The sequence below is a fragment of the Candidatus Bathyarchaeota archaeon genome (genome assembly GCA_026014585.1).
Classification (GTDB): Archaea; Thermoproteota; Bathyarchaeia; order Bathyarchaeales; family Bathycorpusculaceae; genus Bathycorpusculum.
Genome location: JAOZIA010000024.1, coordinates 200,242 through 213,613, shown reverse-complemented (window position 1 = coordinate 213,613; position 13,372 = coordinate 200,242). Strand labels below are relative to the sequence as shown.

Genomic DNA, 13,372 nt, shown 5'->3' with positions numbered 1-13,372 from the left:
TGATGATGTAAGTTTAGATTGTTGCTTTTTAAGCTTACACCACAAGCCCAACGAATCATCTTAAAGAGTTGTCTGCCCCATGTCCCGAGGCATAGCCGTCGCAGAAACTCCCAACCGCTTACTAAGCTCACACGCCAAAACCGTACCGTAACCGCCGCGGTAATTGTCCGTTATGACCTGTTTTGCTCGTGTCTGCTTCACATATTCAACAGTGCCGTCGAAGTCGCAGTGGTCACTAAACGCTACCAAATACTCGCGGTCACCAATCTGCCGACACGGCTTATGAAACTCCCATCCGCTCACACAAATCCGCGCATTTTTTAGTCCGACGTGTTGGCGCTGGTTTACGTGGTAAAAGGCGACACAAGGCAAGTTCTCATTTAGCAGTGTGTGTCCTTCTTTGCTGGTGCTGCTGGTTAGGCATCCGAGGTGCATGCCGTGTTTTTCGCAGACTTTGGAGATGTTGTAGACATGCTCGGGCATTACAAAGGGAACGGTTACGGCGGCGTCGGTGAGAATTTGCATGACTTCTTGGAGTTTGCCATGAAACCCAAACACGTAAACGGTTCCGCCCCGTAGTCGCTGCTCAATCATCGAAACCAGCAACTCCTTCACATCCACGTCAAAATGGCGTCTGCACTGAGGGGTACCATACGTGGCATCAACCACCAAAACATCGCACTCAACCACAGGGGTACTATCCAGTTTGAAGTCGCCGCTGTAGGCAATCCGAATTCCCCCCGCATCCTCAACCAGCACCTGTGCTGCTCCTAAAATGTGGTCTGCTTTATGTAGGGTGATTTTTTCGTCTTCAAACTTTGTGGTTTTGCCGTATTTTACGGTTTGAACGGATTCACAGTTGAGGTTGAATTGGGGGTTTATGGTTTGGATTAAATCTTTGGTTGCTTCGGTCATGAGAACTTTCTGGCAGTTCTTTAGACTCCGACGGAGCCCCATCAGGTGGTCAGCATGTGCGTGTGTGACAACTCGCAATGAACGAGATGCGTCATGGGCATCGCAGGAAACACTGTCTCCAAGCAGCACTGCTCCGTTTTTTGCAACTAGCGCCTTATGAGGTGCATAATCGTTTTGGCTGTCAGGTTTTTTGGGCAAGCCACTCAACCAGTTGCGTTGGATTATCCGATTCAATTAAAATTTTTATTGGACCAAGAGGTGACTCGGCAGTTTCCTCACAAAACGAAATGTGACCAGCAAAAGCAACCTGCTTATTTAAGCAAAAACTCACGGTGTTGCCGCGTATTGCTCGGAGTAACTGTTTTCTTGCGGCGTCGCGTATACGGTCATTGCGTAGGGCTTTTCGTAGTTTGATTAGTTTTTCGTGTCCCTCTGCAGTTGCAATTAAGACTGCGCCTTTTCTGGCTTCTCTAACCTCAACCTTGGTACCCTCAAGTATAGTGCCGATTGCAGCTTGCACTTTCTCGGTGCTTTCAGTTGGGTTAATTTCAACCTCTACGTGAATCTTTACTTGCTCCATTTCTCCTCAATCCTTCCCAACACAGCTTTAGCCTTGCATTTAACCTCATCTATTGTTCCATCATTAACAATAACATACTCCGACAAACCAATTGCCGCGCCCATTCCCACGCCGAGCTCACGCATGTCACGCTCATGAAAAACCTCAAAACTTGGCGAATCATCACTTCTACCCCTAGCGTTTAACCTTTCAAACCGCAACTGGGGCGGCGCATGAACCGTTACCAACACGAAATTGGCAAAATTAGCCATGAAAACTTCTGCTTCTGCGTAACTGCGCAGGCCATCAATGATGATTTTATGGTTGTTCTGAGCGGCGATTTTGGGGACGCATTTTTGGGCAATCACGTTTGGACCTGATTCTTCTCGAAGTTGCAGCATGACTTTGCCCACGTTTTGTGGGGTGAGTTCTAAGCCGCGGTTTCTGGTTTCCTCCCGTATTACGTCACCCATAACAACGACATTGTATCCCCAGTCTTTGGTTGCCTGCACAACTATGCTTTTGCCTGCGCCGGGCATGCCAGTTAATCCAATAACAAGTTTGTCAGTGTACATCCAGTAACCCTTACGGTACCTTAGCAGCAAATAAACCTAAAAAGCGTTTTCATAAACAACCAAACAAACCACGCGTGACTTTGAAGGCAGTTTTTGTTTGGTCAAGAAAGTTTGACTGGTGTAGTCAGAAACCTTGACAAAAACTAAACCAAATGTTTTCTAAACCTAATTTGGTGCTACGAAGTTGAAAAAACATTGGTTATTCTTCTGTATTTACTGTTACAAGTATTAGTCTGGTTTTCATCCTAAATCAGCCAAGTCATCAGGAACACCTTACTCCTCTGTAACATCCTTGCAGAAACTATAGAGGGGAGGTCCCTGATGGCAGATTTCCAAGCCACACCGTTCTTGCCTTAAAATGGGGTTTATCAGGAAAGTCGTCCAATCCGCGAATTGCACCTCAAAGAGGGCGCGTTTGCTGGGTGCAGAGGTTTAGTTTATTATTCTGGTTTTCGTTTCCAGTGTGTTGTATCTTTTGTAGAGTACGGTTATGCTGTAGAAGCGTTTGAAAATCAGGGGTCAACAGCGTAAACCGTTGTGTTTGCTCCGGCCTTGGAGCCTTTAGAAAGCCAAATAGTGGATTACCCTTCCAAGAGCCGCGGTTGGAAACACCGTATTCGAATTTGACGTTTTTAGCGTCAACCTCTAAATTGTAAAAATGTTTATTGCCTCTCCTCACCCTTTCATCTTTCAGCCAGATTTGTGTATAAAGGGAGGTGAGAGCGTTTTGACTGACCTAGTTGAAGCTGCATCTGCCACAGGCATGTTTAACACTTTAATTGAAGCCGCAAGAATAGCTGGTTTAGTTGATAAACTCAAAAGCCCCGGTCCATTCACGGTTTTTGCACCCACTGATGAAGCCTTCTCAAACGTACCCAAACATGAATTATCGGTTCTTTTGCGTGACCCTGAAAAGTTAAGGTCGCTGCTGAATTTCCATATTGTTGAAGGCAAATTTACATCATCTGATTTAGCGATGGTGGATTATTTACAAACGATTTCAGGCGGCGAATTAAAAATTGATGCTTCATTTTGGAACCTGATGAGTCGCTTAAAAGTTAATGATGCGATAGTTATAAAACCTGACATAGTAGCTGATAATGGGGTATGCCATGCAATTGACAAAGTGTTGACGTCAAAAGTGATTGTTGCAGGCGCACAAATTTAATCAATGTTAAGTGGTTATTTCTTGTGGTGGCGGAGGAATTGGGTTTGGAGTTTTTTGGTGTGCAAGCCATATTGACCCCACAGTTGCTATTACGGCGGTTGTCACGATAACGACCACTGCAATGTCTACAAACAATCCTGAATAGGGCAATCCATACTGAGCAGGCAATGTAGCTAAAACTGCTGCGGCTAAACCACGCGTCAAAATCACAGTCATTATTTTGTGGTCTATTTCAAGGACACTGTTGCGGGTTGCTAGCCAAACTGTGCCATAACGGGTGGCAAGAAGAATAAAGGAGACCACAACTCCAGAAATCAGCAGAGCTATACTTGAAAAAGAAGCAATTATGCCAAGGAAAACAAAGAAGAATGTGCGAATCAGAAAAGCAATTTCAGCTTCAAATCGTTTCAGACCTTTACTGACCGCTAAAGAAAAAGGACCAATAACGGTGTCTTTCCCATCCATCTTAAAGAATCTCAACACACCCACTTCATTGCCTAAAATTAAACCGAAAAGCAAAGCACTCAGGGCTCCGCTGCCACCTAAACTTTCTGATGCCGCGTAACCAAACAGGACAATGCCCAAGGTTAGGATGTAGGAGAAAGGCATTGAACCGACTTTTCGCAGTGCAAATAACCAAGCTAAACTTAAGCCTACACCTATTAGAGCGCCGATTACGAATTTTTCAGCTATACCTAAACCGATGAAAGCTACGTCTGCTTGCCCCGTTACTAAAACATCAATTAAGGATAAACTGATAACTACGCATAAGATGTCTGTGATTGCGGATTCTAAAATTAAAATGATTGCGCCTTTGTCGCCAATTTTTATTTTTGAAGATAAGGAGATAACCGCAACAGAGCTACTTCCGCCAAACATGCTGCCAAACAGCAACCCGTAAACCAAGGGCACATTAAACACAAACACCATGAAAGCGCAAACGCCCAAAACACTGAAAATAAAACCTACAATTGCCAGCATAACTGCTTTGGGGCTGTTCCGCATCACTTTTCCAATATTTAAGCCCATTCCGCCATCAAACAAGATGTAAGCTAAGGCTAGTGCAGCTAGAAATGGGGCAAAGCTATTAACGGCTACAGGGTCAAAAATGCCTAAAATTGGACCGCAAAGTATGCCTATGAAAATTAGGATAAGCATGTCGGGGAGGCCTGTTTTTTTGAAAATATAGTTTCCTATGAATCCGATTAGAATAATTAAGGAGCTGATTATGAGAGCTACGGAAACGATATCAGCCAAGGGCCATCATGTATGAGTTGCAAGCCGAGTACTTAAGAATTTTCTGAATCCATGGAAAATTACTTTTATCTTTAGAATTTTTCTGTAATTCTTATATAAACAAAAGCACTTATTATTATGGAGTAGACCCGCGTTGGATATCGAACAGGAACGTATTGGGCGTATACATGATTACTCGATAAATTTTGAAACCCTCAAAAACAGACTAAATGAGTTAAGCGACAAATATCCCTCAGGCGTAATTATACCAATAATTGGGCAGGATTTGGAGAGCCCAGCCTTACCCAAAATTATTAAGGGATTAAACAAGTGTGAGTATCTAAAAAAAGTCTACATTGCACTTTCAGCAGCAGACGAATCAGAATATAACCAAACTCTTAAGGCTACTTCCAAAATAGAAATTCCCTGCGATGTAATATGGTGCAACAGACCACAAGTTGAGCTGATTCTTGCGGATTTAAAAAAGAAAGGGTTAGACGTAACAGGGCTAAACGGAAAAGGAAAAGACGTCTGGTTGACAACAGGCATAGCTTCACTGGAGCTTCATGCAATAGCAATCCATGACGCAGATATTCTAACGTATTCAGAAGCATATCCAACCAAACTGCTCTACACGATAGTGGATCCCCGATTAGACTTCACTTTCTCTAAGGGTTACTATGCACGGGTAAATCTTGAAAATAAAAAGATGTATGGCAGAATATACCGCCTCTTCATTAATCCTCTGCTAGCGGCACTGCAGAAAAAACTCGACAACAGATCAACATTTATCCGTTACCTCCAAGCATTCCGTTACCCCCTCTCAGGAGAAATGGCAATCTACACCGACTTAGCCTTGAACTTGCGAAGCCCAAGCGACTGGGGACTGGAAATCGGCATACTCGCAGAACTATATCGTAATGTGTCTAACAAACGGATATGCGAAGTAGACCTTGGATTTTTCGAGCACAAACATAAAGCAATCAGTCATGAAGCATTGCTGAAAACTGCAGAAGACAGCTTCACAACTTTACTACGAACTCTAACTGAAACTGAGGGCATAGATGTTTCAAACGCGTTTTTGCTTAGTTTGGAGGTTATTTATCGGCGGTTTGCACAAGACAGAATACGGCAGTATCAAGCTGACGCACTATGCAACTCTTTAGATTACGACAGACATCAAGAAGAAACCACTGTGGACGCATTATCTGAAGTGATTGTGCAGGCGGGGAAAAGATACCTGCAAAAACCCACCAGTGCACAGTTGCCCGATTGGTTGCGTATTCTTTCTGCGATGCCTGATGCCCGTGAAAAATTAAGAGAGGCGTCCATGGAAAAATGAAGCAGTGCCGCATTGCAGTTTTTGCTGACATGGATGGAACAGTGCTCGATAAAAACTATAGTTACCATGCAGTCAAACCCTACGTGGAAAAGCTTCAAGAAAATGGTTTTTGCCTGATTTTTTGTAGTAGCAAAACCCGGGCAGAGATTGAGTATTACAGGCAAACGCTTGGTGTTGATGACCCGTTTGTTTCTGAGAATGGTGCAGCAATTTTTATTCCAAAAGGATACTTTTCTAAAAACAATTTTTTCACGTGTAAAAAAGGTAATTATGAGGTTGTTGAGTTAGGTGTTCCCTACAGCGTCATTAGGAAAGGTTTTGAGCGGATAAAAAAGAAAACAGGCTTTGCACTGACTGGCTTTGGTGACTTGACTGCTGAAGAAATCGCCAAGACCACGGGGCTGCCTAAAGAATTTGCATTATTAGCCAGGCAAAGGGAATACAGTGAACCATTTAACGGAGAGATTTTGGATGAAAAAGTCCTCTTTGATGCTGCCGATGCAGAGCAACTGCGGTGTGTTAAGGGTGATAGATACTATCATTTGATGGGTATGCATGATAAAGGGGCAGCAGTTACGATTTTGAGAGATTTTTTTGTGGAAACATGTGGTTCTTTGAAGTTTGTTGGGGTTGGTAATGGACCAAATGACTTGTCAATGCTTAAAGTTGTTGATTACCCCTTTTTTGTTGGGGCTACAGAAAGCTTAGATAGCCTATGGCAGCGACTTTGGGGAAAAGTTGAGGCTATAATGCACCAATGGTAGTTATAATGAAAAGGATGTAGATGAAGAGAAAAACGGCGCCTTCTTTGTGTCCAATGTAGCCCCTGGAGAGGAAGTACCAGAAGAACATGTTTGTCATAATCGAAAACAGCACTATGTTTTGGAAGACACCAGTTTGTAGAACTATAGACGTACCTAAGAGCGCGGGAACAAAAATGCTAACACCTAAAATTAAGGTGATATTAACAAAGCTGCTACCGATTATGCCTCCAAAAGCAAGCCCAGAATGCCCACGTAGAATGGATTTCACTGATAAAACTAGCTCAGGAAGACTTGTACCAATCGCAATTACTGTAGCGCCAATCACTTGCTGTGACAGCCCTGCAGCTTCCGCGATAACAACAGCGGATTCTACCAGAAAATAGGCGCTTCCAACCACGCCAAGTGCACCTGCAATAGTGAAAATTAGGAAACGAGATAGCTTGCTTTTTTCTTCACTGGTCACTGGTTCTTCCTCGTCTGTGGGTATTCTAACTTTGGATAGCTGATACATGTAGCCTACGAATATGCATATCAAAATTAATCCAACTATCCAAGATGAGGTGGCGAGGTAAATTAGAAGAATAGGTATAATTGAGGAAATGAACAGTCCAAAGTGGATGCTGCTTAATTCAGACTGAGCAAACGAGGGTATGATGTTGCGGTCTATGTGTTTGCCTTTCACTCTTCTGCTATGATAGAATACTATGAAAGCTGCTATACCCACAACTACACAGATATTTGCAATGTTTGAGCCTAAAATGTTACCGATTGAAAGTGCAACGCCTCCTGAAAAGGCCGCTATCAACGCTACGGTTAGTTCAGGCAGAGATGTTGTGAAGGCAAGCAGGCTAAAGCCAACAGCGGTTTTGCCCAGTTTAGTTATGTTTGAGACTTTAACGGCATTATTGATTGTGAGATTGCTTGCCCAGTTCAAAATAACAAAGGCGACTGCTATGATTACGACGTTCACGAGTAGCTGGGAAAAAGTTGCTTCAGCCATTAAACAATCTCCTTACTTTTAGAGCCGCTTCCAATAAATTAACGATGTGGTCTATAAACATACAGGTTGGCTAAGGTTTATACTTCAATTAAAGCACATATAATCATGTTTTTTCTTGCCTTAACTGTAAGCGGAGGTGAATTTTATGGATATTGTTGAAACAGCAATGGCTTCAAGCGAGTTTAAAACGCTGGTTGAAGCAGTTAAAGCAGCAGGACTTGTTGAAACCCTTAAAGGACAAGGTCCCTTCACAGTTTTTGCGCCAACAGACGAAGCATTTTCTAAAATCCCCAAAGGCGACCTTGACGCGCTCCTCAAAGATACCGCCCAGCTCAAAAACGTTTTAACTTTCCATGTTGCCGAAGGAAAAATGATGGCTTCAGATTTAGAAAAACACACGTATTTGCAAGCGTTAAACGGTGGGGAACTGCGGATTGATGCGAAGCGTTGGCATTTACATCGAAACATCAAAGTTAACGATGCAAACATTATCAAGGCAGATTTGGTTGTGGATAACGGAGTCTGTCATGCTATTGACAAAGTGCTTATGCCCAAAGTAGCAATGGTTGGAGAACAAACAATGTAACCTTGAGCATAACCCTTTTTTCATCCTTAAATATTTTTTTACTAATTCTTTACTGTGTCCTTACATTGTTCATATGTACATGCGTCGTAGATTTCGTTGTCAATTGCTGTTCCCCATGCGGCTGCTAAACCGAACAGAAAAGAAAAAGCAACAGAAACCTCCTTGGCTGGTTTGATTCTCTATTTTGTTAGGTTAAGTTATTTATCTGAGGTTTCATTCTTAACCAGAAACAAAGTGATGCATAATGACTGCTAAAATTGGGGTTTCAATGCTTTATTGTCTTGGCGAACCCTTCAACCGCATGGTTAAGCGCCTGGGCACAATCGGAACACGATACATAGAAATTGTAGATGACGGAACACACGAGCTAAACAAAGCCCGCATACAGCTACTACGGGAAACCGCTAAAAGCTACAACCTCGAATACTCAATCCACGCGCCCTTTGCAGACATAAACATTGCCTCCCCAAACAAAACCATGCTACAGATTATACACAAACGCCTCAAACAATCTCTCCAAAACGCCAACGCCTTAGACGCTAAACTCTGGGTATTCCACCCCGGACAGCAAACAGGAATCAGCCAATTCTACCCCGGCAAACAATGGCAGCAAAACATGGAAAGCATCCAGCAAATTTATGCAGAATCCGAAGAATTAGGGGTAAACATTGCCATGGAAAATCTGCCTGGCAAATACTGGTTTTTAATGAACTCACCTGAAGCGTACCAGCGTTTCTACCGCGAAACTAACCTGCCCATAGGCATCGTGTTGGATTTGGGACACGCACATCTAGAAGCACAAAATCAACCTTTCTTTAACATGCTAACAGACAAAATCATACACATCCACGCCAGCGACAACCACGGCAACGACGATGAGCACCTTGGCATTGGCATGGGCAACATCGACTACAAATGGTTCGCGGAAATCATCAAGAAAACAGGCTACAACCGCAACATAATAATCGAATCCACCACTCAGGTACCTCAGAGCCTAACAAAACTTCAGCAACTACTCGCTTAGGGGCAACTCCAAAACCAACCCATCCTCAGCCACAACCACATCCGCAAAAACTGTTTTTGCCTGCTCTAAAAGCACAGTGGCGTCGCTGTATCGGGCGCTGATATGGGTAAGCACCAACCGTTTAGCTTTGGCAGCTTTAGCTTGACCCGCAGCTTGTTTTGGCGTTGAATGCCCATCTACATCCGCCCGCTCAACCATCGAATCATCAAAAGTGCACTCGTGAATCAGCAAATCCGCATCCCGCGCAAACTCTGCAAACCCCGCGAAGGGTTTGGTGTCGCCTGTGTAAACGATTTTTCTGCCCGCACGCACTGGACCCATAACTTGACTGGGCAAAACAGTTTTTTCATCAACAACAATTTCTTCGCCCTGTTGCAGCTTTGACCACAACTCACCCGCTGGAACACCTAACGCTTTGGCTTTCTGCGGATAAAACCTGCCAGGTCGCGGCTTCTCAATCAACGCAAAACAGAACCCCTCAATGGAATGGTTTGATTTAACCGCTTGCAGAGTGCATTCGTCCTCTTCGCAAACTGTGCCTTCACCCATAATTTCGTAGATTTCAACAGGGTAAGTTAACCCAAAGTTTAGAGTGTCCTTGGTGCACTGCAAAAACGTCGCCAATCCCACGGGTCCATAAACCTGCACGGGTTCTTTTCGGTCCATTAATGCCATTGTTTGTAAAAGCCCCGGCAAGCCCAACATGTGGTCGCCATGCAGGTGTGTTATTAGGATTTTGAGTTTTTTGTGGAAGCTGACTTTGTTTTGCATCATTTGCCTCTGTGCACCTTCGCCGCAGTCAAACATCCACAAGCCCTTGTCGGTTTGAACCACAATACAGGGCAGACTACGTTTTAACGTGGGTACGCTGCCGCTGGTTCCCAAAAAAACCACCCGAACACTCATTGCTGATTCACCTTTTCAAACACTGCAATTTCCCGTGTCAATGTTCGGTGCACGTACGCGAAATGTGACTGCAAATGCTTAAACCCCAACTCTTCACCAATTTTGCTTATACCTAACGTTTTAGGCGAAGCTATACAAATCCGTTGCCCCACACCCAACAAGCCATAAGAAGCCGCAAGAACATCCACCACCAACTGCCGCGTCGTCGCCTTCAACGTACTCGCACTTCGCCCATACGGCGGGTCAGTCACCACACAATCCACCCTTGAAAAAGGCAGTTTGCGCGCATCACCCAAAACTAAACCCTCCGCGGAAATGTTAAAGAAACGCAGGTTTTTTCTGCAACCATAAATCATCCGCTTCTGAGCATCCACACCAACAGCACTGCATCCAATGTAGGTGGCTTCGATAAGGCTGCTTCCTGTACCGCAGAAGGGGTCCAAAACCAGCGCGTCCGCCTTTGCATGTGCCAGATTTATCATACACCGCGCGAGTTTGCTGGGCATTGCGGAGGGGTGGAAGAAGGGTTTTTTTCTGGGCCGGCGTTCGCTGAAGGTTTTGGTTTGGATTTCGGTTAGTTTAAGCCCAAAAATGAGTTTGTCGCTGGTAATTATGCCGATAAAAGTTTTGTCTGGATGACTTAGGTTGACGCGCGTGCCAGGATTGTTTTCTTTGATGATTCCGCCCAATTCACCCTCAAGCGTCATCGTGTTCAAGTCTTCATCGGCATAGTTTTTTATGCGGTTGATACGCACCACAAAACTCTCACCCTCAGACAAAACCTCACTAAAATCGGTTTGAGCAGCAGTTTTCAAGATTTCTTCGTTTGTGGCATCGGAGAGGAAAACTTGTTTTGCGCAGACTCGGGTGAAAGCAGAACGTATTTGAATCATGTGCACACATGCATCGTCAGCGTCTAAACTGAGAACTTGGTCATACTCTGCAGGATTTTTGTAGGGGTAGTCTTCTGCTTCAAGAATAGCTTTGACTTCCGCTGCTGGAAGGGTTGGGTTTTCGCCTGAGAGTAAAAAAAAGAGCTTGGGCACTAATTTTACGCCTTTAATTCACTGCTTATTAGCGGTGCCAGCGAAACTTTGCTGTAGGCATTGGGTACGCTGTCTGTGCTGATGATTTCTTCTACACCCGCTGCCAAAATCTTCTCAGCTGCATTCCCAATCAGCAAACCGTGGACACATGCACAGAAAACGTGCTTGGCGCCTTGTTCGCGCAGGATTTTTGCTGCTCCCACGATGGTTCCGCCTGTGCTGATGATGTCGTCAAGGATGATGACGGTTTGGTCTTTAACGTTTAAGCCTTCCGCGGTTTGCACGGTTTGTCCTGTGTAGCGGTCGCGGGTTTTGCTAAGATGCCCCACGTCACCGCCCAGAACCGCCTGTGCCTGCTTAGCAATATACATAGCGCCCTTGTCAGGTGAGAGCGCAAATGCGCCACTAAAGCCTTTATCAACAAAATACTGAGCGATTAGGGGGATTGCGCTTGCGGTTTTTGCTGGGAACGTGAACTTGGAGAGGGAAGCTTCAGAGTGAAGGTTAACAGTTAACAACTGGTCTACCCCCGAAGCATTAATCATCCGCGCTATTGTTTCTACGCTGATTCCTTCGCCTGACAGAAACATTTTGTCTTGACGCGCATACGCAAGATAGGGTACCACTGCGGTGACGGATTTTGCGCCGCCACGTTTTGCCGCATCCGCCATAAACGAGAGCTGAAAAAGCCTGCCATCTTGACCAGGTGGACAGGTGGTTTGTATGATTGCGACATCTTCGCCTTCAACGCTGCCTTCTAAGCGCACGTAGGATTCGCCGTCGGGAAAAATTTTGGATGCCACAGGCACGTTTGGGTAACCGGTTTGCTGGGAGACTTTTTCTGCAAGTTCTTTGGATGCTGGTCCACTGATAATCTTCACTTGGGGTTCCTCGTGCCATAAGAATGCAGGTTATGGTTTTAAGGCTTTAGCCCAAAAGCATCTTGAAGCAGCTCCTCCCTCTATAGGTTCTGCATAGTATTTCTAATAGGCTCCAAATAGACCCTCTCTCTATTGTTTCTGCATACCTTGGCTATTAGGCTCCAAATAGGTTGGTTGATGCTGGTTATTCTTTGGCTTTTGTTATTACCACGGTTTTTCCTTTAATTTCTACTTTGACTTTTTCGCCTTCTTTGAAGGGGAATGTTCCGTCCTTTGCGACTTGTGTTGGGATGTATACGTAAAATTTGTCGTAGAGTTTTTTTCCTGTTTGTGTGGGGTGGTTGACGAATTTTCCTGTGCCTTCTTGCATTTTAGTTACCTTATTTGGTTTCACAGTTTCCCACACACATGACATTTTCCGTTAAGCAATATGCATAACTTATTTGGTTACACAATATTAATATGACACGCGACTTACCTCTAAATGGTGCTTAAATTGGAAAAAATAGCCATAATCGTAATCGAATTAGTCCCCGAAGCCAAAGAAGCAACCCACAGCCAAATTGAAACCGAAATCGCCAAAAGCCTGCAGTGCGACTGGATGAAGACGCTGGAAAGAGTGACCGTTCTGGATAGGGAATTCAAATGGATGCTAAATAGCAGTTATCAACAAAATCTCTGAAGGGTTATCTCTGAGGCTCAGAATGAAATGCCCCAAGTGCGGGGAATGGAATCATATAGAAGTAAACAAGCTGTTTGTTGAACAAAAAACCTCCGAACCCAAAGTCCACGTTTTCATCCCAATGTACGAAGCCTTAAAAGTTGAAACCTGTCAAAAATGCAAAGTCGTTATAGCTGAACCCAAAGAACTAATCAAAATAATCCACTCAAAATCCCTTTGAGGTGCTGAGGTTATTTTCAGACTTATGTTGCTGGTCTTTTTTGTGCGTACTGATACCGTCGGGGCTTGCCAATCCGTGTTAAAATATTGTCCTTAACTAAATCAACCAGTGCGTGGGCTACGGCGGTGCGGTCGTAGTGGAAGCCTCTGCGTGCGAGTTCGCTGTGGACTTCGTCTAATCCGTGGGGTTCACTGAAGTATTGGTCTTCCCAGAGTTTTTGGATGACGCCTTTGCAGGTTTCGGCGCGTGGGGGTGGGGCTTCTCGTTGGGTGACTTGGCTGAGATTGGTGTTTTTTAGGCGGTCTGTGACGGTGGCGAGGATGTTGTCGACTGTGGGTTGGATTTGGTCGGGTTGGGCTTCTATTTCGAATTCGATTTCGCCGATTTTCATTTTTACGCGTATTGGTGGGTTTTGCGTTTTTTCTGTCAAGTTATCGCCTATTGTATATTGAATTGTGCAAGATGCAC

At 44.4% G+C, this 13,372-nt stretch carries 17 protein-coding genes; 7 read left to right on the top strand and 10 right to left on the bottom strand.

The annotated features are described in order from the left end of the window. Positions 1-60 precede the first annotated feature (60 nt). Genes NWF01_10355 through NWF01_10345 form a run of 3 tightly spaced genes read right to left on the bottom strand, consistent with a single transcriptional unit; the run spans position 61 to position 2,049 of the window. Positions 61-1,113, bottom strand: a complete 1,053-nt coding sequence (locus tag NWF01_10355) for an MBL fold metallo-hydrolase (protein ID MCW4025417.1) — start codon at positions 1,111-1,113, stop codon at positions 61-63. Next, positions 1,097-1,495, bottom strand: a complete 399-nt coding sequence (locus NWF01_10350) for a hypothetical protein (GenBank protein ID MCW4025416.1) — start codon at positions 1,493-1,495, stop codon at positions 1,097-1,099. The genes NWF01_10355 and NWF01_10350 overlap by 17 nt, the downstream gene beginning before the upstream one ends. Beyond that, the gene (locus tag NWF01_10345) at positions 1,483-2,049 is read right to left on the bottom strand and encodes an AAA family ATPase (GenBank protein ID MCW4025415.1); all 567 of its coding nucleotides are present in this window, start codon (positions 2,047-2,049) and stop codon (positions 1,483-1,485) included. The genes NWF01_10350 and NWF01_10345 overlap by 13 nt, the downstream gene beginning before the upstream one ends. Positions 2,050-2,776: 727 nt before the next feature. Here NWF01_10345 and NWF01_10340 point away from each other — a divergent pair. After that, complete coding sequence (locus NWF01_10340) at positions 2,777-3,217, top strand: fasciclin domain-containing protein (protein MCW4025414.1); 441 nt, start codon at positions 2,777-2,779, stop codon at positions 3,215-3,217. A 6-nt stretch (positions 3,218-3,223) separates the two neighbouring features. On the opposite strand, the gene NWF01_10335 is transcribed toward NWF01_10340, so the two are convergent. Next, entirely contained in the window at positions 3,224-4,474 is a 1,251-nt protein-coding gene (locus tag NWF01_10335; GenBank protein MCW4025413.1) for a cation:proton antiporter, read from the bottom strand. Between the two features lie 133 nt (positions 4,475-4,607). Between NWF01_10335 and NWF01_10330 the strand changes: the two genes are divergently transcribed. Both NWF01_10330 and NWF01_10325 read left to right on the top strand, forming a co-directional pair. Continuing rightward, the gene (locus tag NWF01_10330; GenBank protein MCW4025412.1) at positions 4,608-5,795 is read left to right on the top strand and encodes a glucosyl-3-phosphoglycerate synthase; all 1,188 of its coding nucleotides are present in this window, start codon (positions 4,608-4,610) and stop codon (positions 5,793-5,795) included. After that, positions 5,792-6,559 (top strand): HAD-IIB family hydrolase, encoded by a 768-nt coding sequence (locus tag NWF01_10325; GenBank protein ID MCW4025411.1) that lies wholly within the window; start codon positions 5,792-5,794, stop codon positions 6,557-6,559. Before NWF01_10330 ends, NWF01_10325 begins: the two co-directional genes overlap by 4 nt. Here the strand turns inward: NWF01_10325 and NWF01_10320 are convergent. Next, positions 6,540-7,559: a sodium:calcium antiporter gene (locus NWF01_10320; protein MCW4025410.1), complete on the bottom strand. Its 1,020-nt coding sequence runs from the start codon at positions 7,557-7,559 to the stop codon at positions 6,540-6,542. The genes NWF01_10325 and NWF01_10320 overlap by 20 nt on opposite strands. 145 nt (positions 7,560-7,704) lie before the next feature. Here NWF01_10320 and NWF01_10315 point away from each other — a divergent pair, with 145 nt between their 5' ends. Beyond that, positions 7,705-8,145, top strand: coding sequence for a fasciclin domain-containing protein (locus NWF01_10315; GenBank protein ID MCW4025409.1), 441 nt, complete (start codon positions 7,705-7,707; stop codon positions 8,143-8,145). Between the two features lie 244 nt (positions 8,146-8,389). Further along, positions 8,390-9,169, top strand: coding sequence for a sugar phosphate isomerase/epimerase (locus tag NWF01_10310; protein ID MCW4025408.1), 780 nt, complete (start codon positions 8,390-8,392; stop codon positions 9,167-9,169). On the opposite strand, the gene rnz is transcribed toward NWF01_10310, so the two are convergent. The 4 genes from rnz to NWF01_10290 form a co-directional block, all read right to left on the bottom strand. After that, positions 9,158-10,075: a ribonuclease Z gene (gene rnz / locus NWF01_10305; GenBank protein ID MCW4025407.1), complete on the bottom strand. Its 918-nt coding sequence runs from the start codon at positions 10,073-10,075 to the stop codon at positions 9,158-9,160. The two genes, NWF01_10310 and rnz, sit on opposite strands and share 12 nt — an antisense overlap. Next, positions 10,072-11,121 (bottom strand): TRM11 family methyltransferase, encoded by a 1,050-nt coding sequence (locus NWF01_10300; protein ID MCW4025406.1) that lies wholly within the window; start codon positions 11,119-11,121, stop codon positions 10,072-10,074. Before NWF01_10300 ends, rnz begins: the two co-directional genes overlap by 4 nt. A 5-nt stretch (positions 11,122-11,126) precedes the next feature. After that, positions 11,127-12,002, bottom strand: coding sequence for a ribose-phosphate diphosphokinase (locus NWF01_10295; protein MCW4025405.1), 876 nt, complete (start codon positions 12,000-12,002; stop codon positions 11,127-11,129). 184 nt (positions 12,003-12,186) lie between these two features. Continuing rightward, complete coding sequence (locus tag NWF01_10290) at positions 12,187-12,396, bottom strand: hypothetical protein (protein MCW4025404.1); 210 nt, start codon at positions 12,394-12,396, stop codon at positions 12,187-12,189. A gap of 102 nt (positions 12,397-12,498) precedes the next feature. On the opposite strand from NWF01_10290, the gene NWF01_10285 reads away from it, so the two are divergent. Both NWF01_10285 and NWF01_10280 read left to right on the top strand, forming a co-directional pair. Further along, a complete protein-coding gene (locus NWF01_10285; GenBank protein MCW4025403.1) occupies positions 12,499-12,684 on the top strand; it encodes a hypothetical protein in 186 nt (61 codons plus the stop codon). Between the two features lie 22 nt (positions 12,685-12,706). Further along, on the top strand, positions 12,707-12,904 hold the full coding sequence (locus NWF01_10280) for a hypothetical protein (GenBank protein ID MCW4025402.1): 198 nt from the start codon (positions 12,707-12,709) through the stop codon (positions 12,902-12,904). Between the two features lie 22 nt (positions 12,905-12,926). Here NWF01_10280 and NWF01_10275 read toward each other — a convergent pair whose 3' ends face one another. Further along, a complete protein-coding gene (locus tag NWF01_10275) occupies positions 12,927-13,334 on the bottom strand; it encodes a hypothetical protein (protein ID MCW4025401.1) in 408 nt (135 codons plus the stop codon). Positions 13,335-13,372 lie beyond the last annotated feature (38 nt).

What these genes read in the sequence shown, in the direction of transcription:
- NWF01_10350 (MCW4025416.1), bottom strand. Translation starts at nt 1,495, where the DNA reads ATGGAGCAAGTAAAGATTCACGTAGAGGTTGAAATTAACCCAACTGAA.
- NWF01_10345 (MCW4025415.1), bottom strand. Translation starts at nt 2,049, where the DNA reads ATGTACACTGACAAACTTGTTATTGGATTAACTGGCATGCCCGGCGCA.
- NWF01_10325 (MCW4025411.1), top strand. Translation starts at nt 5,792, where the DNA reads ATGAAGCAGTGCCGCATTGCAGTTTTTGCTGACATGGATGGAACAGTG.
- NWF01_10320 (MCW4025410.1), bottom strand. Translation starts at nt 7,559, where the DNA reads ATGGCTGAAGCAACTTTTTCCCAGCTACTCGTGAACGTCGTAATCATA.
- NWF01_10315 (MCW4025409.1), top strand. Translation starts at nt 7,705, where the DNA reads ATGGATATTGTTGAAACAGCAATGGCTTCAAGCGAGTTTAAAACGCTG.
- NWF01_10310 (MCW4025408.1), top strand. Translation starts at nt 8,390, where the DNA reads ATGACTGCTAAAATTGGGGTTTCAATGCTTTATTGTCTTGGCGAACCC.
- rnz (MCW4025407.1), bottom strand. Translation starts at nt 10,075, where the DNA reads ATGAGTGTTCGGGTGGTTTTTTTGGGAACCAGCGGCAGCGTACCCACG.
- NWF01_10280 (MCW4025402.1), top strand. Translation starts at nt 12,707, where the DNA reads ATGAAATGCCCCAAGTGCGGGGAATGGAATCATATAGAAGTAAACAAG.